15 protein-coding genes are annotated in these 22395 nt (G+C 40.8%); 13 read left to right on the forward strand and 2 right to left on the reverse strand.

Annotated features, from left to right (window positions below; all coding sequences use genetic code 11):
- Positions 1-52 precede the first annotated feature (52 nt).
- Positions 53-673: a GntR family transcriptional regulator gene (locus tag LCL91_RS11665; RefSeq protein WP_194219120.1), complete on the reverse strand. Its 621-nt coding sequence runs from the start codon at positions 671-673 to the stop codon at positions 53-55.
- 203 nt (positions 674-876) lie between these two features.
- Between LCL91_RS11665 and garR the strand changes: the two genes are divergently transcribed.
- The 13 genes from garR (at position 877) to LCL91_RS11730 (ending at position 21821) form a co-directional block, all read left to right on the forward strand.
- Positions 877-1788, forward strand: coding sequence for a 2-hydroxy-3-oxopropionate reductase (garR, locus tag LCL91_RS11670; protein WP_255640017.1), 912 nt, complete (start codon positions 877-879; stop codon positions 1786-1788).
- The gene (locus LCL91_RS11675) at positions 1781-3208 is read left to right on the forward strand and encodes a four-carbon acid sugar kinase family protein (protein WP_194219121.1); all 1428 of its coding nucleotides are present in this window, start codon (positions 1781-1783) and stop codon (positions 3206-3208) included. The genes garR and LCL91_RS11675 overlap by 8 nt, the downstream gene beginning before the upstream one ends.
- Positions 3209-3227: 19 nt before the next feature.
- A complete protein-coding gene (locus tag LCL91_RS11680) occupies positions 3228-4577 on the forward strand; it encodes a GntP family permease (RefSeq protein WP_224882566.1) in 1350 nt (449 codons plus the stop codon).
- A 227-nt stretch (positions 4578-4804) separates the two neighbouring features.
- On the forward strand, positions 4805-5278 hold the full coding sequence (locus tag LCL91_RS11685; protein WP_194219123.1) for a DUF2243 domain-containing protein: 474 nt from the start codon (positions 4805-4807) through the stop codon (positions 5276-5278).
- Positions 5279-6088: a cytochrome c oxidase assembly protein gene (locus LCL91_RS11690; RefSeq protein WP_224882567.1), complete on the forward strand. Its 810-nt coding sequence runs from the start codon at positions 5279-5281 to the stop codon at positions 6086-6088.
- 366 nt (positions 6089-6454) lie between these two features.
- Positions 6455-7411, forward strand: a complete 957-nt coding sequence (locus tag LCL91_RS11695) for an ABC transporter permease (protein ID WP_224882568.1) — start codon at positions 6455-6457, stop codon at positions 7409-7411.
- 15 nt (positions 7412-7426) lie between these two features.
- On the forward strand, positions 7427-8344 hold the full coding sequence (locus tag LCL91_RS11700; RefSeq protein ID WP_224882569.1) for a carbohydrate ABC transporter permease: 918 nt from the start codon (positions 7427-7429) through the stop codon (positions 8342-8344).
- A gap of 99 nt (positions 8345-8443) precedes the next feature.
- Positions 8444-10042 carry an ABC transporter substrate-binding protein gene (locus LCL91_RS11705; protein WP_224882570.1) on the forward strand — a complete coding sequence of 533 codons (1599 nt, stop codon included), beginning with the start codon at positions 8444-8446 and terminating at the stop codon, positions 10040-10042.
- 70 nt (positions 10043-10112) lie between these two features.
- Complete coding sequence (locus LCL91_RS11710) at positions 10113-12332, forward strand: LamG-like jellyroll fold domain-containing protein (protein WP_224882571.1); 2220 nt, start codon at positions 10113-10115, stop codon at positions 12330-12332.
- A gap of 162 nt (positions 12333-12494) precedes the next feature.
- Entirely contained in the window at positions 12495-18407 is a 5913-nt protein-coding gene (locus LCL91_RS11715; RefSeq protein ID WP_224882572.1) for a GH32 C-terminal domain-containing protein, read from the forward strand.
- Positions 18408-18621: 214 nt separating this feature from the next.
- Positions 18622-19647, forward strand: coding sequence for a LacI family DNA-binding transcriptional regulator (locus LCL91_RS11720; RefSeq protein WP_224882573.1), 1026 nt, complete (start codon positions 18622-18624; stop codon positions 19645-19647).
- A gap of 36 nt (positions 19648-19683) precedes the next feature.
- Entirely contained in the window at positions 19684-20280 is a 597-nt protein-coding gene (locus LCL91_RS11725) for a YesL family protein (protein WP_224882575.1), read from the forward strand.
- 41 nt (positions 20281-20321) lie between these two features.
- Entirely contained in the window at positions 20322-21821 is a 1500-nt protein-coding gene (locus tag LCL91_RS11730; protein WP_224882577.1) for a glycoside hydrolase family 32 protein, read from the forward strand.
- 109 nt (positions 21822-21930) lie between these two features.
- Here the strand turns inward: LCL91_RS11730 and LCL91_RS11735 are convergent, their stop codons facing one another.
- Positions 21931-22347: a cbb3-type cytochrome c oxidase subunit I gene (locus LCL91_RS11735; RefSeq protein WP_224882579.1), complete on the reverse strand. Its 417-nt coding sequence runs from the start codon at positions 22345-22347 to the stop codon at positions 21931-21933.
- Between the last annotated feature and the right edge of the window lie 48 nt (positions 22348-22395).

Genomic DNA, 22395 nt, shown 5'->3' on the forward strand with positions numbered 1-22395 from the left:
CCTGATAAGGGGCAGCCTTCTTTGCTACTCTAATAGGCATTGAAGTGTAAGGCTAATCCTGCCCCATAAAATGTAAGAAAAAAGCGAGGTCAGCTTCAAGATGTTTCTTCATAAGTTCTTCTGCTTCTTCGGGATTTCGATTCCGAATCGCGTTGCAAATTTGTTCATGCTCATCAATTAGATGAGGCCGCTTATGGTAGACAACGGTTTTACGGAAGAGGTAAATAATCGATTGCATTCGATCCATTATTTTAATCATCACCTTGTTATTGTTCGTGTCTAAAATTATTTCATGAAAGGCTTTATTTGCTTTCATAATTTCTTCGGTTGTTCCATTTCTTCCAATGTCTACACATTTTTGTAGCTCTTCTATCGCTTCTTCACTCATATAAGTAGCTGAAGCGCGTGCCGCAAAACCTTCTAAAAGAATACGGACTTGAAAAATTTCTCTCAAATCTTTTTCAGTTGGGAGGACGACTCGTTTATCCTGAATCAAATCTTCTTGCTCAAGCTTACGAATTGCCTCTCTTATAGGAGTACGACTCACACCAAGATCTTTAGCCAGTTTTTCTTCTACTAACTTAGTGCCGCCAGCAATCTCTCCATTCAAAACTTTATCTCGAATACTCTCATAGGCATGCAGATAGGCCGATTGTGAAGCGTTTTTTTTCATAATGAACTCCTGTTAATAACAATTTGGTTTTTAATGAACCATTTATTGAACCATTTTTCTATCTTAAATTATAGAGTTAAAAAGGGTTAATGAAAAGGATTCAATATTTTTTGTATACAATTTATATAATAATGTATACAAAAACAAATGTTTCGTGTACAATCGAAACAAGAAATGAAAGCGCTATACATAAAGGAGAGGTTATGATGAGTGAAAATATAGGTTTTATTGGGTTAGGAATTATGGGGAAGCCAATGGTGAAAAATTTAGTGAAGTCTGGTGCCAACGTAACTGTCTTTGATATTAATGAAACAGCCGTACAAGAATGTGTTGGATTTGGGGCAAACGGTGCACTATCACCAAAAGAAGTTGCTAAAGAGAGCTCAATCATTTTCACGATGCTTCCTAATTCCAACCACGTAAAATCCGTTATTACAAATGAAAGCGGAATCATTAAGGGAGCAAAAGAAGGAACTGTCGTCGTAGATATGAGTTCCATTTCTCCTGTTGTGTCTGAAGAGTTGGCTAATGAATTGAATACCTATGGTGTTCATATGCTCGATGCTCCTGTCAGCGGAGGGGAGCCAAAAGCGATTGATGGTACTTTGGCCATTATGGTTGGTGGAGAAGAGAAAGTATTTGAGAGAGTGCTGCCTATCCTTCAAATACTTGGTGAAGATATTACCTTAGTCGGTGGGAACGGTTGCGGTGCTACAGCTAAATTAGCCAATCAGATTATCGTTAACGTAAATATAGCGGCTATGTCTGAAGCACTCGTACTAGCTTCCAAAGCAGGAATCGATATAGAAAAAATGTATCATGCGATTCGTGGTGGACTTGCTGGTAGTGCTGTACTAGATGCGAAAGTCCCTCTCATCTTAGAAAGAAACTTCGTAGCGGGTGGTCGAATTGACATTAATATGAAGGATTTAACAAACGTGATGGAAACAGCACATGAAATAGGCGTTCCACTCCCACTTTCAAGTCAAGTTCTTGAAATGTTTAGTGCTCTTAAAGTAGATGGAAAAGCTGGTGATGATCACGGTGGACTAGTGCAGTATTATGAGCGTTTGGCAAATACAGTTGTAAAAAAGGATGTGAAGGAGCATGTCTAACCAGCTAGTAATAGAAAAGCTTCCGAAATTAAAATCAATTGATTACGAATCCATTTCTGATCTTTGGAAGAAAGAGAGATCTGATTTTAACCATCAGATTGTTGTACTAGATGATGATCCTACTGGAGTACAAACTGTTCACGGAGTGTCCGTTTATACAGATTGGACAGAACAGACAATCAAACAGGGATTTGAAGAAGATACTAGTATATTTTTCATTCTAACGAACTCCCGAGCATTGTCAGAGCAAGACACAGAAGTTCTTCATCGAACGATTGCCGAACGTGTTAGCCACGTTGCGAGAACTCTAAATAAACCTTATCTCATTATTAGTAGAGGAGACTCGACTTTAAGAGGCCACTACCCACTTGAGACAGAAGTGATGAAAGACCGCATTGAGGAGAGCGATAAACTGCTAGACGGTGAAGTGATTATCCCGTTCTTTAAAGAAGGCGGCCGCTTGACAATCGATAATGTTCACTATGTTCAAAATGACAGTGTCCTCATACCGGCGGGTGAAACTGAATTTGCGAAGGATCGAACATTTGGGTTTAAATCAAGTGACTTAACAGAGTGGGTTGAAGAGAAAACGGCTGGAGAGTTTAAAAAGGAGGATGTCCTAACGATCTCTCTAGAAGATATTCGTGAACTTCGAATTGATAGAATGGTAGAGCAATTATCAGGTGTTACTGATTTTGGAAAAGTGGTCGTTAATGCCGTGGAAGAAGAAGATATTAAGGTCTTCACGATTGCCCTAATGAAGGCTATGAAAAATGGAAAGCGCTTTATCTTCAGAACGGCAGCCACATTCACAAAAATAATTGGTGATATTTCATCAAAGCCACTTCTTACAAGGGAACAATTAATTGCGGAAAACGCTACGACTGGAGGACTTATTGTTGTTGGTTCTCACGTACAGAAATCTACTGATCAACTTAATGCTTTAAAAGAACTCTCTCAAGTTCATGCCATTGAATTTGACTGTCACCTTGTTTTGGAAGCTGAAGCGTTTAAATCCGAAGTAAAGCGTGTTAGGAAAGAAGCTGAAGCAAAGGTTGCAGAAGGAACAACGGTTGTGATCTATACGAGACGAGAACGGTTAGACCTTGGTGATGGAATGAAGGAAGAGGAGCTTAAACTTTCAGTTGAGATATCAAATGCTGTAACGAGCATTGTAAGAGATTTCTCCATTGCACCTAAATACGTTATTGCGAAGGGCGGCATTACGTCTAGTGATGTCGGAACAAATGGTCTGCAAGTGAAGAGAGCCACAGTTCTAGGACAAGCGGCGCCCGGTATTCCTGTTTGGGAAACAGATGAAGAGAGCAAATTTCCTCACCTTCCTTACATTATTTTCCCTGGAAATGTTGGGGCGGTTACAACGCTGAGAGACATTGTTCAGAATATAGAGACGGTATAACCTTTAAGGAGTTGACATGATGGTAACTGGCAACACGCTTATATTAATCTTTCTACTTTCTCTCGTTGCTTTGTTTGTTCTTATTTTAAAATTTAAGCTTGAGCCTTTTCTAGCACTGATTGGTGTAGCATTCGGAACAGCGCTAGTCATTGGCATCCCTATTGTGGAGATTCCAGGCATTATCACGAGCGGTTTTGGTAATACTCTTGCTGGCGTTGGAATTCTAATTGGACTTGGTGTGATTTTTGGGCAGTTTCTAGCTTCTTCAGGGGCCGTAGAGAAAATTGCCCAATCTGTACTTAAAGTTTTTGGAGCAAAAAAATCAGCAGCTGGTCTGGCTCTTACCGGGACCGCTGTATCAATTCCAGTTTATTTTGATGCCGCATTTGTTATCCTAACGGGATTAATCAAAAGTTTATCAAGAAAAACGGGTATTTCAATTGTGACGTTTGTAACCGCGCTTGGTGTAGGGCTGATTGTGTCGCACAGCATGATTGCTCCTACGCCCGGGCCACTCGTTGTTGCTGAAAATACTGGTTCAGATTTAGGACTATTTATCATATATGGATTAGTTTGCGCGATCCCTGCAACATTAGTAGGCGGCTATTTCTACGGGATGTTTATTGGAAAGCGCGTTCAGTCGAATCCTGATGATGAGGCTGAACAAGAAGTCGCAGTAGCAAGAGAAGAACCTTCAAAGGAAATTAGTACAGGATTAGCTTACGCGATGCTAGTCCTACCAATCGCTCTCATTTTAGCGAATACTGTTTCACAGCTACTGGTTCCAGGAACAACTTTTGCTTCAGCACTTGCTTTTGTTGGAGATAAAAACATGGCGCTGTTCATAAGTGTAATCGTTGCCATTTTAGTATTAACACCTTATATCAATGCACCAAAACAATCTCTGTACACGGAAGCTATTAATTCCGCAGGTGTCATTCTCCTTATTACTGGTGCCGGTGGTGCTTTTGGAGCTGTCATCAATCAAAGTGGGATAGGAGACCATTTAATTCAAACGATGCAGAACTGGAGTATTCCTGCTCTATTGCTAGCCTTTATTTTCTCTCAAATCCTACGAGCTTCATTAGGTTCAACAACCGTGGCGCTTGTCACCACTTCAAGTATTCTAGGCCCACTGGCTCTTGACCTTGGCGTTTCACCTGTCTTATTAGGTCTTGCGATTTGTGCCGGAGGGGTTGGACTCTCTCTTCCTAACGATTCTGGATTCTGGGTCGTTAGTCGATTCGGTAAATTGACCGTACCTGAGACAATTAAAGCGTGGACAATTGGAGGTTTTATAGCAGGATTAAGTGCGTTTGCAATGGTATATCTTCTTAGTTTATTCTCCGGCATTTTACCGGGTATTTAAGCAGGGCACTTGCCCTGCTTTTTTTATTTGTTAATTTGGCTATATTAGCTTATATTGTTGATTTCTCGTTTTTTGTGCATCACAGGGCGCAAGTGATCCAAATATCAACACCATTCATTAACATAGCCATTATTTTAGAGTTATCCCCGCATATACATATTGTTTATAAATAAAAGAGATGTGGTAAAAATCTATAAGTGAAAAGAGATGATTAAAGGAGAAAATAAATGGTGAAAAAAACGAAAAGATCAAAGCAACTAGTGTATAGTAAGAATCCTAATCTGTGGTCTGGCATTCTGTTTGGAATTGGTGTTGCTGCATTTCTAGATGAGGTGATTTTTCATCAATTGCTTCGTTGGCATCATTTCTATGATAAGTCTACTACGGATATTGGCCTAATCTCTGATGGCCTATTTCATGCATTTAGTTGGTTTGCCACTATTGGTGGACTGTTTCTCCTTGCTGATCTTAAAAGGAGGGGCGCATTCTTTCTGAAGAGATGGTGGGGCGGCGTACTAGTTGGAGCGGGTGGCTTTCAGTTGTATGATGGGACCATTCAACACAAATGGATGCAACTTCACCAAATTCGTTATGTGGACAATATTCTGATCTACGACCTTATGTGGAACGCTTCAGCTATTTGCATGATCCTAGCTGGTTTCTTACTATTGAAAGTTACTTCGAAAGAAGAGGTAGCGTAGATGAGTCCTCATCATTCAATAACTCATGGGGATGAGGCGACACATTTAGATATAATAGGAATCTTACCTCAGCTTGGGTTAGCATTGCCCTTTGCGATTGTTTTCGTTTTGTATGTGATAGCTATTGTTCGTTCAAACCGGTGGTACAAACCGTGGCCGAGGTATCGAACGGTATGTTGGACTATTGGTGTGGTGTTGGCTATCTTTTCAGTTATGGGCCCATTGGCTAGGTTGGCTCATATGAACTTCACGGCTCATATGATAGGCCATTTGTTATTTGGGATGTTAGCACCGTTACTTATGGCGTTTGGCGCTCCGATTAAGCTCATGCTTCGAACGTTACGAATTCCCACCGCAAGAAAAGTTTCTAAGCTCCTTAAGAGCGCGCCGTCACGACTTCTTACAAATCCTATTGTTTCGTCTATTCTTAACATAGGTGGGCTCTGGTTATTGTATACGACTAGTCTCTATTTTCTTATGCATGAAAACATACTCCTTCATCTTATTGTACATTTTCATGTATTTATTGCTGGCTACCTTTTTACCATTTCAGTGATTTATATCGACCCCAGACCTCATCGGCTTTCGTTTTGGTATCGTTCGATTGTGCTCGTCTTTGCCTTAGCTGGACATGGGATCCTATCAAAGTATATCTATGCTCATCCACCTATTGGTGTCTCCATAGAGCAGGCAAAAAGCGGTGCAATACTAATGTACTATGGAGGAGATGCAATTGACATTGTTCTGATTTTCATTCTTTGTTTACATTGGTTTAGAGCCAGTCGACCTAATGGTTTAGCTACAAGTTAGCAATAAATATAGTAATCCTATTCCACGATTAAAAGCCACATTTCTTAGAATACAACGAGAAATGTGGCTTTTTAAAAAGTTGGAGAGGGTAGTTTTACAACTCACGACTCTTGTAATCAAAAAGAGCACTCTGATTCTTAGTGTACTGTATTGCAAAGCGGCTATTTTAATTTTCTAAAAACTAGTTGACACTTAATTAGAAAACGCTTACAATAAAATCAATCAAAACATCTACGTAAACGATTACATGGATTCTTCTTTTTATGATAATAGGCTAATCAGATGAATCATTCACAGGGAATTCATTTTTTTTATCACAAAAAGTAATCGATTACGTAAACGATTAATTATAGGTGAGGAGAGATTATGGAGACGAAACTTAGAGCGTTACCTAGAAGAAATGTCCGTAGTGTCCCAAAGGTCAACAGCTCCTGGAAAAAGGTTTTACATAACTATGAATTGTACTTATTTTTACTTCCTACTCTTATTTACTTCATTGTCTTTCACTACGTTCCGATGTATGGCGTCCTCATTGCATTTCAAGATTACATGCCCACATTAGGGGTATCAGGAAGCCCCTGGGTTGGTTTTGAACACTTCGAACGCTTCTTTAATTCCTTTCAGTTCTGGACTTTGTTAGAGAATACACTCGAGCTTAGTGTGTTGCAGTTGTTATTTGGATTTCCATTGCCGATCATGATTGCGCTTCTCTTAAATCAGTTACGAAATCAACGTTACAAAAAATTTGTACAAACCGTCATTTATGCGCCACACTTTATCTCGGTCGTTGTTCTAGTAGGGATGGTGTACGTGTTTTTCTCACCGAATGGTCTCATTAACAATTTTCTTATGATCTTTGGCGCCGAACCGGTTCACTTTATGTCACAGGCAGGTTGGTTTAAGCCACTCTATATTTCTTCAGGGTTATGGCAAGAAACAGGGTGGGCAGCGATCATTTATCTTGCCGCATTAGCTGGTGTTAGTCCAGAAGTTCATGAAGCAGCGATTATGGATGGCGCTAGTAAGTGGCAGCGAATTCTTCATGTTGATATTCCAGCGATCTTACCTACGGCGATGATTTTATTAGTGCTCTCAGTAGGAAATCTCATGAACATTGGATTCGAGAAAGCGTATTTAATGCAAACGCCGTTAAATGTTTCAGCAGGTGAAATTATTCCAACTTATGTGTATAAAGTCGGTTTGCAGGGTGCTCAGTACAGTTTTGCTGCAGCGGTTGGGTTGTTTAATGCAGTCATTAACTTTATCTTGTTATGGGCAGTAAATCGAGCTGCTAAGAAATTATCTGGTTCAGGCTTATGGTAAGGGGGGGAGTAAGCAATGACTCAATATGTGATGAATCGATCGAAATTATGGTCTAGGAAATCGAAAGAGGATAAGATATTTGATCTGATAAATCTCCTTTTTCTTACAACGCTATCACTCGTTGTGTTATATCCGCTGTATTTTATCATCATTGCTTCAATTAGTAACCCGGATAGCGTCTATAATGGTGACGTTTGGTTTTGGCCACAGGGGATTACGTTTGAAGGATATGAACGAATTTTCCAGGATAACCGGATTTGGACAGGTTACAAAAATACGGTGTTGTACACCGTCGTTGGAACATTAGTGAATGTTACGTTAACCCTTATGGCAGCTTATGCGCTCTCAAGAAAAGATTTAGTGGGTAGAAATTTCTTCATGATCCTCTTTGTCTTTACCATGTTTTTCTCAGGGGGATTAATCCCTACTTATTTAGTCGTTAAAAACCTTGGTATGGTAGATACGATGTGGGCCCTCATTATTCCCAAGGCGGTTGCGGTTTGGAACCTGATTGTGGCTAGAACATTCTTTCAATCAACGATTCCAGATGAGCTGTTAGAATCAGCAAAAATGGATGGGTGCTCAAATACAAAATTTTTCTTAAAGATCGTGTTGCCGCTATCGAAACCTATAATTGCTGTCATGGTATTGTTTTATGCCGTTACACACTGGAATTCATTCTTTGATGCTTTGATTTATTTAAATAATGAAGACAAATATCCGTTACAGCTAATTCTAAGATCAATCCTGATTCAAAATGAAGCTTCTGCCAGCATGGTTGGCGATGTTGAATCGTTTGCTGCTCAGCAAAGAATTGCTGATTTAATCAAATATGGTGTCATTATTGTTGCCGCGATCCCGCTGCTCGTACTCTATCCTTTCATCCAAAAGTACTTTGTGAAAGGAGCTTTAATTGGAAGTATAAAAGGATAGCCATTTGTTTTACTTCGTTAATAGGAGGTGGATCGCTAGTCATATTGCAATACCGAAGTAGCTTGCCGTAAATTAAAACCATTCGGGGGGAATTTAGAGATGGGTAAACGAAAAATTTGGGCTTTTCCGTTCATATGTTTAATGCTCTGTTTCATTCTTGTATTAAGTGCTTGTTCTTCGAAAGATAGTAGTTCTGATGGGAAGGCAGAATCAGCTGAGTTTAATAAAGAAGGACTTCCAATTGTTGACGATCAAGTTACCCTGGAATTTGTATCACCAAAAGCACCACTTGCCCCAAAATACGATGAGATGGAAATTTTCAATACGTTAGAAGAAGAGACGAATGTGAAAATTGAATGGAGTAACATTCCGGATGACGGTTATGAAGAAAAGAAGAATTTGATGCTTGCAAGTGGTGACTTGCCTGATGCGTTTTATTCAGCTAAATTCACAGACCTTGACATTGTGAAGTATGGACAAAACGGCACGCTAATTCCTCTTGAAGATTTAATTGAAGAGCATGCACCTAACATTCAAAAATTGTTTGAAAAACGGCCTGAACTAAAGAGCATGGTAACCGCTCCTGATGGACATATTTATACGCTGCCTCGTGCAGAAGAAGCTGGACTTGGAGCTGTACCAAACTTTATGTCTATTAATAAAACATGGTTAGATGAGCTCGGCTTAGAAATGCCAACAACGCTTGAGGAGTATCATGATGTGCTTGTGGCCTTCAAAGAAAAAGATCCTAACGGAAATGGCAAGCAAGATGAAGTTCCGTTAAGTTTCATGTTCAACTTCTGGACTGGAAACTTCGGTGATATGTTTGCGGCATTTAATATGCCAGATAACGTGGATCATCGTATTGTAAGAGATGGAGAAGTGATCTATACAGCTGTTCAACCGGAATATAAAGAAGCCATTGACTATTATCATCAGTGGATGGAAGAAGGCTTGATTGATAAAGAATCCTTTACTCAAGATGTCTCTCAGTACTTCGCTAAAGGGAAAAATGAAAAATATGGCTCATATATTTGGTGGGAATCGGAAGAAGTAGTTGGACCAGAATTGAAAGATGATTATGTTCTCTTACCACCGCTTGAGGGCCCGAATGGAGATAAAGTTGTTGGTCGCTCCAACTACTCAGACTACTCTCGTGGCGAGTTTGCCATCACGTCGGCAAATGCAAATCCAGAAATTACAATGCGTTGGGTTGATCAGTTATATGAAACAAAGATGTCAGCTCAAATTAACTGGGGACCAATTGGTACCATTTTTGAAGAAAAAGATGGGAAACTCGTTTTAAAAGAACAGCCTGACGATGTTGTAATGGGAGAATTAAGACAAAAGGTTGCACCAAATGGACCAGTAGCAATCTTGAAAGAAGACTTTGAAGAAACAGTTGAAATGGAACCCCGTGCAAAACAGCGTTTGGAAGATTTGAATTCCATCTATGCGCCTTATCTTGAAGATGAGAATTACCCGCAAATTTTCTTTAGTCCTGATGAACTAGATGAAATTAACCGTCTAGAAGTAGACATTAAAGAATTTACGAATCAGAAGAAAGCTCAGTGGTTAATGGAAGGCGGCGTAAACGAAGAGTGGGATAGCTACAATAAGCAGCTTGAAGACATGGGCCTAAGTCGCTTAATGGAAATCTACCAGGAAGGTTTGGACCGCTTTAAAGAAAATCAATAGTAAATAGGAACAGGAAAGAAAGTTAGAACACTCGTGTTCTAACTTTCTTTCCAAATTGGGAGTGTGATTGATGGCGAATATAAAGTTGAAAAAATCATTGGTAGCGCATTGGACATTTTCAGAAGGCAGTGGAAGTATTGTCCATGACGGTTCTAATCAAGATGCCATTCATAATGTGTTTAATGAGCACCGATCCGCTTTACCTGCCGATGAACCGCAGTGGCGTAGTGGAATAAATGGACACGCCCTCTTATTTGACGGCTATTCAACTTGGATTGAACGAAAAGAAGGCATTCGTTCAATCGATCAAGCGTTTACCATTGAAGCTTGGTTAGCTCCACGTTCATTTGGTGGAATAGAGGATGAGCGACTGACGGGTATTGTGAATCAACATAATCGAGAAATGAATGAAGGGTTTATTCTAGGTGTTCATAGGCATGGGAAGTGGGCATTGCAGGTTGGTGTAGAAGGTGACTGGATCGAAGTGTGGGCAGAGAATGCTCCGATACCGAAGGCAAAATGGTCGCATCTTGCCGCAAGTTTTAACGGTCAAGAAGGGCAAATCGCATTGTATTTAAATGGTGAAAAAGTGGCCGAGAAAACCATAGATAAGAACGTATCCATGTCTGTTAGTCATGAAGCGCTTTTGATTGGTAAAAGTAACGATGCGAAGATGATTGAAAATGTGTTTTCGTTAAATATGTTCAGTGGTCTACTTGATGATATTAAAATCTATAACCGAGCATTAAATGAAGAGGAAATATCAAAGAGTTTTACCGATTACCTGTTACCTTATAAAGGTGAAATCCCGAAACTACTTTATCGAGACATTGCCATCGACAGAAGCGTTTATGATCGTGATCCGCACCGCCCAAAATTTCATTTAACACCACCTGGTCATTGGATGAATGAGCCGCATGCGCCTCTTTATTTCAAAGGGAAGTACCATTTGTTTTATCAGCATAATCCACAGGGGCCTTATTGGGGCAACATTCAGTGGGGACACTGGGTGAGTGATGATCTCGTGCATTGGCGCGATTTACCTCTTGCCATTGAAACTGAGGCAGATGAGTTAGCTCCGGACGGCATTTGGTCAGGAAATGCCGCTTACGATGAAGATGGATTACCCGTTTTGTTTTTTACAGCTGGAAATTCATCGAAGGTTCCCAATCAGATGACAGGATTAGCGAGAAGTACGTATAGAGAAAATCAAGATATCGATTTAAAGAAATGGAAAAAACATCCCGTACCCGTAACGATTCAGCCTAATCATATGGGTCTGCATCACGACGGATTTCGAGATCCTTTTGTATGGAAAGAAGGGGAAATCTGGTACCAACTCGTCGGTACTGGATTAGAAAGCGTAAGTGGAGCTGCGATTCTTTTCACTTCTAATAATTTAGTTGATTGGGAATGTAAAGGGCTTCTCTACGATGATAAAGAGCAGGAGTTTCCTTTCTTAGGAGAAGTGTGGGAACTGCCTATTTTACTGCCGCTTGGAAAGGGAAAACATCTATTTATCATTAGTCCTGTTGGAAGAAATGCTGATGTAGAAGTGTTTTATTGGATTGGGACATGGGATAAACGGCGTTATCGCTTTATACCAGATCAGAAAGAACCGCAGCTCATTGATGTAGGTGATTTTCATTTCACAGGACCAAGTGCTATGAGTGATCCGAAAACAGGTCGCTTGCTCTTGTTTACAATCGCTCAGGGGAGACGTTCCCTTAAAGATGAATATGAAGCTGGATGGGCACATAATGGCGGTCTTCCTGTTCAACTTTGGTTACGAGACGATGGAAGATTAGGTGTGAAGCCGATCGAAGAATTAAAAAAGCTCCGTAAGGAAAAACTCGTTTCGTTAGAAAATCTATCCGTTGAAGAAACCAATCGCATTTTAGCTCATGTGAAAGGGAATATGCTTGAAATCTGTGTTGAATTTCAAGGTGACGTTGCAAGTGAATATGGTGTAAAGGTTTTAAAGTCTGATTGTGGGAATGTCGAAACACTGCTTTCTTATAACAGTCGAGAAGAGACGTTGAATGTTATAAAGAAAACAAATGATTCAAGCCCTGCTCAAGCTCAAGGTGGAAAGCTTCTACTATATGGAGAGCAGTTAAAGCTCCATATTTACGTCGACTGTTCGATCGTCGAGTGTTATGCCAATGAGTTAAAAAGTATAACGACGAGAGTATACCCTGATATCGAAGCATTAGGATTAGAAATATGGGCGAATGATTCGGTAACAGTGAAGTCGATGGAAGTTTGGGAGATGGGTCCAGCATTTTAACACAATCTACCTTGGCGTCACATGGATAAAAGCTGATAACCAAAGTTGCCGGAATGGATATGTCACTTATTTTGAAGGGAGCTTTATAAACTCATGCTCAATCCCAGTAGGTTCAAATTGGTCTCTCTGACTGTCTTATTCGTCATAAGTAGCTTATTGCCAATGAGTATGTCGAACCCTGTTCATGCCCAAACGACTATTGCAAACCCAAGCTTCGAAACAGGAGATTTATCTGGTTGGAAGATTGTAAGCGGTAATGCGTTCAATGAGAAAGATGTGACAGAGGAAACTAGCTTTTGGGATAAGCAAACGTTTGATCAAAAGAACTTCTGGCATATATGGGGAGGGCGAGGAGACGACACTAAAGTTGGAGTCATGCAGTCTGAAACCTTTACTCTTGGAGGAGATGGTCAGATTGATTTTCTTACTGGGGGAGATTCTGATCCGGATCACTTATCGATCTCTCTCGTTAGAGAATCAGATGGAGTAGAGTTAATGAAGGAAACAGGAACTGGAACAGATACATACTCCAAAAAGAGTTGGGATGCCTCCGCTCATGTAGGTGCAGTCGTCAGAATGAAAGTTGTTGATTCAATGACAAACGGGCATATCAATATTGATGATGTGAATGTTCCAGCGACACCTTCCTTACATGACCATGTGGAACCTTCCATCTATAATCATGATTTTGAATATACGGCGTTAACTCCTTATGAAATAAGAGGATGGGAAATTGTGAGCGGAGATGCGTTTGGCCCAGAGAGCCTTGTTCATGAAGAAGAGTGGAGTGAAGGCGATGAATTTTCACATGAGGGGCGCTACCATTTATGGAGTTTTAACGATGGTGGAGACGATCAAGTAGGCGAATTGCACTCAGAGCCATTTACGATCGATCAAAATGGCGGAATCGATTTTCTTATTGGAGGAGGGAATGACGAAGAGAATCTCTATGTTGCTCTCGTAAGAACGTCTGATGGAAAAGAGTTGCGAAAAGAAACCGGACGAGATACGGAAAAGTACCGGCGTGTTTACTGGGATGTTTCAGAATACATTGGTGAAGAAGTGGTTATTAAAATCGTCGATCATGCTAAAGGGGCGTTTGGACATATCAACGTTGATGACTTTCGAACGAACAGTTCTCCTTTTGCTGACGGATTAATGGCTCACTGGAGTTTAGATGAAGGTACTGGTCAGGATACTGTAGAGCAAGTAACAGGTGAAACCAATTTAATTGATTACCATCTTAGTAAGGGAGTCTTTCAGGAAGCACAGGATCCACTGTGGAAGGACGGCATTTCAAACGGTTCCTTATTATTTGATGGGTACTCTACCTGGATTAAACAGAGCCCTACGAAACTACCTGCGCCTAAAGAAGCTATAACAGTTGAAGCGTGGGTCGCGCCAAGAAATTTTGAACATGGAGACGAAGGCCGCTTATCTGCAATCGTGAATCAGCATAACCGGGAGAAGAAAGAAGGATTCATACTCGGGAATTTTCGCCACGGTACGTGGGGGTTACAGTTTGGTACTGGAGAAGAGTGGCATGAAGTGATGTCAGATACACTACTCCCTTTAAATGAGTGGTCATACGTCGTCGCAACGTACGATAGCACAACTGGAGAAGCAGTTCTCTACCAAAATGGTGAAAAGGTAACATCACGAAAATTTGATGCAGGAGCTGCGATTAAACCGAGTGTAAGAGATTTGTTAATTGGAAAGAACAATGATGGCATGTGGTTGTATGGCTTTGATTTAAATATGTTTAGTGGGCTTATGGATGAAGTAAAAATCTACAATCAGGCTTTGAGTGCTGGGAATGTGAAAGATTCCTACGAATCTTATGTAAGCGCTTTAAATGGTAATCTGCCAACCGCTGATATAAAAACCGATCGCAGTCTTTTAGCGGACGACCAACATCGGCCACAGTTTCATATGTCTCCTCCGAACCATTGGGGAAATGAACCAGGTGGTCCTATTTACTTTAATGGTCAATATCATGTGTTCTATCAGAGTAATCCTAGAGGTCCATACTGGAATCATATTCGCTGGGGGCATCTAGTAAGTGATGATATGGTTCATTGGAGAGATGTTGACGATGCCGTTATCCCTGGGCGATATGATGTGGATCCCGAGGGGGCGTGGGCGGGTGGTGCTGTTGTCGATGATAACGGTGTGCCTGTTATCTTTTACACAGCGGGTGATGATCGTGATCAGCCTAATCAGCGCATTAATTTAGCAAGAAGTACGTTTTTGCAGGATGGGGATAACGATCTTAACCGTTGGGAAAAGAATTCAGAAGTGATTCTAGATCAAGAAGAAGGGCAGGGGATCATGGGTGAATTTCGAGATCCTTACGTTTTTAAAGATGGTGATACCTGGTACATGTTAGTGACTTCTGGTAAAGAAGGAACTGATGGCAAAGCCGTTGGAGGTACCGCGCTAGTGTATTCTACAAAGGATGAGAGCTTTGAAGATTGGACCTTCGAAGGAGACTTATTCGTTGGAGATTATGGAACCTATCCAGAAACTGGACGCGTTTGGGAACTGCCGATTTTACTCCCATTAGGAGATAGCGGGAAACATATTTTCTTAATCAACCCTGCCAAAATGGAAAGAGAGGAGTATCAGTCGAGGTATACGTACTATTGGATTGGAACGTGGAATCCAGATACCGCTAAGTTCACGCCAGATAATGAAACCCCGCAATTACTCGATGTTGGAGACCATTTTACTGGACCAGCTGGAATGGTAACGCCTGATGGAAGAACTGTTATTCATAGTATTACGCAGGGCAGGCGTCCAGCAAACGACGATTATGATGCGGGATATGCCCACAATTATGGTTTGCCTACAGAGGTTTTTTATCGAGATGACGGAAAGTTAGGGATAAAGCCGATCCAAGAATTGAACGAATTACGAGGCGAAGAGCTTATTAATCTTACTTCTGACACTTCTATGGAAGAAGCGAATCAACTTCTTTCCAACATAGAAGGAGATATGCTTGAGATCCAGTTAGAATTAGACAATGGATCAGCTAATGAAGCGGGAATTAGCTTAAGACGTTCACCGAATGGGGAAGAAGAAACGATTGTTTATTTCAAAGAAAGTAGCAAGGAGTTTTGGGTGAACCGAACCAAATCAAGTCTCGATCCCGATGTCGAAAAATGGTACCAGGGTGGAGAGGTAGATACTGATTCAGAGACGATCAATCTCCATGTATATGTGGATCGTTCTGAGATCAATGCTTATTTAAATGAACAAAAAGGGTTAACCACAAGAGCCTATCCGACAAGAGACGATGCGAAAGGTGTTCAGCTCTGGGCAAATGAGCAAAGTGAATCCGTCACCGTAAAATCATTACAGGTTTGGGAGATGAATTCTGCGTACGAAAAGGTGAACGCTACTGGGGTGGCACTCAATCCAGATTCGCTAGAATTAATTGCTGGAGATACAGAACGGCTAACTCCTGAAGTGAAGCCAGCTCAAGCAACCAATAAAGAGGTGATCTGGACTTCAAGCAATCCAAGCGTTGCGACTGTGGTGAATGGAAAAGTTACGGCTCATTCTGATGGTGCTACTACGATTAAAGCGGAAACAAGAGACGGAGGTCATACGGCAACGAGTGCGATTACTGTCGTTGAAGAGCCCTCTCACGATGAGTTAGTGAATCATGATTTTGAAGCTGGTAACTTAACGGGGTGGACTGTTATGGAAGGCGATGCCTTTAGCGATCTTGATGTCACGTCTGCTGATAATTGGGGGTGGGGAGGTCCATTTAATCAAAACGGAGCTTTTCATCTATATAGTGTTCATAACGGTAATGATGCGGCGACTGGAACGATACGTTCACAGAAATTCACGCTTGGAGGAAATGGACAAATCGATTTCCTCGTTTCTGGAGGAAACGATATTTATAACCTTTATGTTGCGCTAGTAAGGAGTTCCGATGGGAAAGAGGTAATGAAAGTAAGTGGTGGAAACCAGGAAGGTTATACACGAGTTAAGTGGGATGCTTCTGACTACATTGGAGAGCAAGTTTATCTAAAAGTTGTTGATCGTTCGAAAGGTTCATGGGGACACATTAGTATTGACGATGTGAATGCGCCTGTGAAGCCTCCGAATAACGTGACGATAGCGAACCCCAATTTTGAGACGGGAGACTTGAGCGGATGGAAGGTTACCGGGGAGGCCTTTAGTGATCAGGATATCACACAGGATGAAGAGTGGGAGTGGGACTGTTGTTTCAATCACCAAGACGCCTATCACCTGTGGAACTTCAAAGATGGGGGAGACGCCGACATAGGTGAAATACAATCTCAGCCCTTTACACTCTATGGAAGTGGGTGGATTGACTTCTTGATTGGCGGAGGGAAGGATAATGATCACTTATATGTTTCCCTCGTACGCGAGGCTGATGGAAAAGAACTCTTGAAATCGACCGGTACAGAGAGTGAAAAGTATAAGAGGGTCTACTGGGACGCTTCTTCCTATATAGGGGAAGACGTATTCATCAAAGTAGTGGATAAGGCTACCGGCGGATGGGGTCATATCAATGTTGATGATTTTCATGTATTCAATTCAGAAGAAGATATTCTAAAGAGTGAGCGGTACGAAAAATACCGTTCACAGTTTCACTATACTCCCGAAAAAAATTGGATGAATGACCCAAATGGGCTTGTTTATCATAACGGAGAATACCATGTGTTTTATCAATATAATCCAACTGGCATATCATGGGGGCCAATGAATTGGGGGCATGCGGTTAGTACGGATTTAGTAAATTGGGAACGACTGCCGACTGCGCTAGAAGAAGATGAGAACGGATTTATATGGTCAGGTAGCGTTGTCGTAGATGAAGACAATACGGCCGGGTTTGGGAAAGACGCCATGGTGGCCATGTTTACGCATGAAAAAGGCGGAAATCAAAGTCAAAGTCTCGCTTACAGCAATGATAACGGTCGGTCGTGGCAGAAGTATGCTGGAAATCCCGTCCTCACAAACCTCGACCAATTCTCCGTTTTCAGAGATCCGAAAGTATTCTGGCATGAAGCATCCAATCAATGGGTGATGCTGCTTGCAGTGGAAGATCAATTTCAAAAGCAATTTGTTCGCATCTATCATTCGAAAAACATGAAAGATTGGACGTTTGCGAGCGACTTTGGTGAAAATCAAGGGTCTCACGAAGGGGTTTGGGAAGTGCCAGATCTATTTCCATTACCTGTCGATGGTGATCCACAAAACACCAAATGGGTGATGCAAGTAAGTCTTAGTAAAGGTGCCCCTGCTGGTGGTTCAGGTGTACAATATTTTATTGGCGATTTTGATGGAACGAACTTTCGTAATGACAATCTAGCAAGTACCGTACTATATGCCGATTATGGGGCTGACTATTATGCTCCGCTAACTTTTAATCATGTACCTGATGGACGTCGAATTGCGATGGGGTGGATGAACAATTGGGAGTATGGTCAAGCAATCCCAACTTCCATATGGCGAAGCAAACTAACGGTTCCAAAAGAATTAAGTTTAAAAAGCATATCGGATTTAGGAGTTCGCCTCGTTCAAAATCCTGTCAGTGAGCTTCAGAGTTTAAGAGGGGAAGAAAGTTATTGGACGAATGAAATAGTGGTGCCGGGTGAGAATCTATTATCGGATATGAAAGGAGATACGTTAGAAATTGTTGCTGAATTTCAAACAGAACAATCAACAGCGAAAGAATTTGGTTTTAACGTTCGGGTAGGTCGTGACGAATTCACAGAAGTAAGTTACAACATAACAAATGCGACGTTATCGTTAGATCGTTCGAAGTCTGGGGATACGAGTTTTAGCCAGTCTTTTGCTGCGAAGCATGAAGCAATCATGATGCCTTCTGAAGGAGTAGTTACCCTCCATTTACTTGTTGATCGATCTTCTATAGAAGTTTTTGGGAATGATGGTCAGGTCGTATTCTCAGATCAAATCTTTCCACATCTAACAAGTAATCAGATAGAGCTGTACGCAATTGATGGAGAAATAAGCATGAAATCTTTAGCGATCTATCAGTTAGATAAAGCAACTATTAGTAACGGAAATTGAGATGTATTATATCGAAATAGACTCTTTTTAGATAAAGAAGAAAGGTAATTGACAGCGCTTACTTTAATAACTATAATTAATGCTATAGTATACGTAATCGTTTACTTAAGCTCTTTTTAAGAGCTTCTTTTATAAAAAGTAACGTAATCGATTACGCGTCATGGGATTCGCAGCTTTAAAGGAGCGAGTAATTTGATAAGTAGGTGAAAAAGATATGGGCACCGTTAAAGATGGAAGCAATATGCGTTCAAAAATGAAAGATGTCGCTCAAAAAGCAGGTGTCTCGACGGCCACGGTTTCTCACGTGATTAACGGAACGAGGTATGTTTCTGAAAATACGAAAAAAAAGGTCTATCAAGCTATGCGGGATCTTAACTACAGTCCGAACTTCGTAGCGAGAAGTCTTCGAAGCAGCAGTTCAAAAACGATCGGTTTGATCATTCCTGCTAAAGAAATGGATACCTCGGGCTTTTTCTTTATGTCGATTGCTCACAGCATTGAGAAAAAGCTGAAGGAAATTGGCTATCAGTTAATTTTAAGTAATTCAAATGAAGAAATTGAAAATGAGATTCAACAAATTAATATGTTTAAAAACCAAATGATCGATGGGTTAATCATGGCGCCAACTTACGGGGATCATAGTTATTTAAAAGAATTTGAAGATCAATTACCCATTGTATTTATTGACCGAAAGCCAGAGGGAATTGATTGTGACTGTGTACTGGTCGATAACTTTAAAGGCACTTATGAGGCGATGAATCATTTAATTCATAAGGGACATCAAAGAATCGGATATATTTCCGGTCCGCTTGGCCTAACGACGAGTGATGAACGGTTTAGAGGATATAAACATGCGTTATTAGAAAACGATCTTCAGGTTGATGAATCAATGATTGTAATTGACGAAGCTTCATTGGAAGCTGGCAAAAATGCGATGGCATTTTTACTGGAGCAGTCCAAATGCACGGCGGTTATGATTGGGAACAACATTCTCACATTAGGATCAGTCGTAACGTTAAATAAAAGCAAGATTCAAGTACCAGAACAGATGGCTGTCATTGGCTACGATAACTATGAATGGACTGAAGCAACCAATCCACCGTTAACCATTATTAAACAGCCAATTCATGAGATAGGCGAAAGAGCAGCAGAATTGTTGCTCGCTCGTTTAGAAAATCCGCAGAAAGAATCTTCCTGTGTGAGCTTGCCATCTAGCTTAGAGATACGAAGTTCATGTTAGGAGAACAGTCGATGGATATGATGGGAGGAGAGTGAGTTGGGGGATCATAAATACAAGGTATTTTCTTTTCTAGAAAAAGCAGTGGATTTCCTCTTTCTCAGTTTTATATGGGCGATCATGTGCGTGCCAATCATCACGATTTTCCCCTCAACAGCGGCTATGTTCGGTGTTGTACGAACGTGGCAACTTCAAAAAGGAGAAGCGGGTGTACTCATTACATTCCTTAAGTTATTTAGAGAGAATTTCAAACAAAGCTTTGGACTATCCCTTATTTGGAGTTTAATTGGATTTTCTTTATACCTTAATTTCCAAATCGTATCGCTATCTGGCTCAATGATCGAAATTATGATTTTTATCGTAAGTGTTTTACTCAGCATCATTTTTATTCTTATAACGATCTACTTATTTCCGATGATGGTTCATGTAAAAGCAAAGTGGCACGAACTGGTCAGAAATTCGTTTTTTCTTGTTGTAACAAGTCCATATTCAACGATCATCATTGGTGTTGTCACCCTAGGTACAGTTTATTTCTTGTTAGATAATCCAGCAGGACTATTCTTTATCTCAAGCATGTTAGCTTACTTTATTAGTTACTGGTTTCTAAAAGCCGTTAGTAAACTACAAATCAATTAATCGTTTCGTTAAAACTTTGTTGATGGAAAGGGTGCTGAATATTGGATGTTGAACAAGTGATTCCTCGAAGCAACTATTCAGAGAAGCATAGGCCTCAGTTTCATTTCACGCCGGAATCAAATTGGATGAACGACCCAAATGGGATGGTTTATTTTAACGGAGAATATCATTTATTCTATCAATACCATCCTTACAGTAGCGTGTGGGGACCGATGCATTGGGGACACGCGGTGAGTAAAGATTTGATTCACTGGGAGCATCTCCCTATTGCGTTAAAACCAGATCAAAACGGGGCTATTTTCTCGGGCAGTGCAGTTGTCGACTGGGATGACACAACAGGTTTCTTTAATGGGCAAAGTGGTCTCGTAGCTATCTTCACTCATGCGGATACATACCCTGGATCCGAGAGACCAAGGCAGCGGCAGAGTTTAGCTTACAGCAGCGATAATGGGAGGAGCTGGACATTTTATAAAGGCAATCCGGTTCTTTCAGAACCTCGAATTCTAGATTTTCGAGATCCTAAAGTTTTTTGGCACAAGGAAACAAATCGTTGGGTGATGGTGATTGCATCGGGGCAATCCATTAGTCTTTACACATCATTCAATTTAATTGACTGGGAGTTTGCCAGCACGTTTGGAGAGAAAGAAGGATCGCATCAGGGGGTATGGGAATGCCCTGACTTATTTAAACTACCAGTCGACAACGATCCATCCAAACAAAAGTGGGTATTACTTGTTAGTCTAGGCGACCATCCAGATGTCGATAGCGGTTCAAAAACACAATATTTCATTGGTGAATTTGATGGTAAAACGTTTCGAAATGATCATCATCCAGATCATGTGTGCTGGCTTGATCACGGAAGAGATAATTATGCAGGTGTAACGTGGTCAGACTTACCAGATCATGATGGGAGAAGGATTTTAATTGGATGGATGAGTAACTGGCGCTATGCGAATGAAACGCCTACAGAAGGTTGGCGAAGCGCGATGACAATTCCTAGAGAACTCTTCCTGAAATCCACCTCTGCTGGTGTCAAACTTACTCAACTTCCTGTTACAGAACTTAATAATATTAAAGAGTCTTTAGCGCTGTTCAAAGAACAAAAAATACAATCAGGAGAGAATATGCTAGCTGGTATTAGTGGAAACGCCCTTGCGATAACGATTGATCTTGATCCAGGTTTATCAGAAGTCGTTGGCTTAAAGGTCTTAAAGTCTGATAAAGAAGAGACGGTTATCGAATATCATACTAAAACAGAAAGTCTAACCTTTGATCGCACTCAATCAGGTGACTCATCTTTTCATAATTCGTTTGCCTGTAAGCAGACAGTAAAGATGCCACTTTTTCGAAAGCGCTTGCAGTTGGCCGTGTTAATTGATTGCTCCTCTATTGAGATTTTTGGGAATGGTGGGGAAACGGTCCTTACAAATTTGGTGTTTCCGAATGACGATTGTAATGGTCTGGAGTTATACAGTAGCGGTGAAGTTTTTATTCATTCGATGGAGATAAATCGATTGAAGTCAGTGTGGTCTAATCAATAACTTGTATTCGGAAATAGGAGAGAGACTTTGAAACGTCATAGGTAAAGGCCGAGTTTCCAAATAGGAACTCGGCCTTTACCTATGCTTCTTCTAAAACGCCTGAATAGAATTAGAGTGACGTGTTTTCATTTTTTTTAATTAGGTGAGTCATGTCTTCTGATTTCACATTTAAAAACATGTTTACAACGAACAGGATAACGCTTAAGAGAAGGAGGTTAGGAAAGATCATGAGCAGAACGGTTAGGGAAGTATTGCCGGCAAGGAAGAAAGATAGCCCAAGCATAAATAGAGGGAATGAAACGTTATAAAGCCAGAAATGAAGTTTTGCTAAACGTGTTTGACTAGCTTTTGGAAATAGAATATAGATAAAACCAAATAAACCCATTGAAACCCATCCCAACAGGTTTATATGAGCGTGAGCACCTGCCAAACTGTGATCCTCCATAATCTCCATCACTAACCCCATACTCACTCCAATTAGGAAATAAAGAGCTGCCAATTTAAGAAACCATACGCCCATTTTCATTGAATCCCTCCTATACATGTTTGATAGCCCGTTTAAGTATATCTACCT

It is taken from the genome of Guptibacillus hwajinpoensis (assembly GCF_020171785.1).
In the GTDB taxonomy this organism is placed as follows: Bacteria; Bacillota; Bacilli; order Bacillales; family Guptibacillaceae; genus Guptibacillus; species Guptibacillus sedimenti.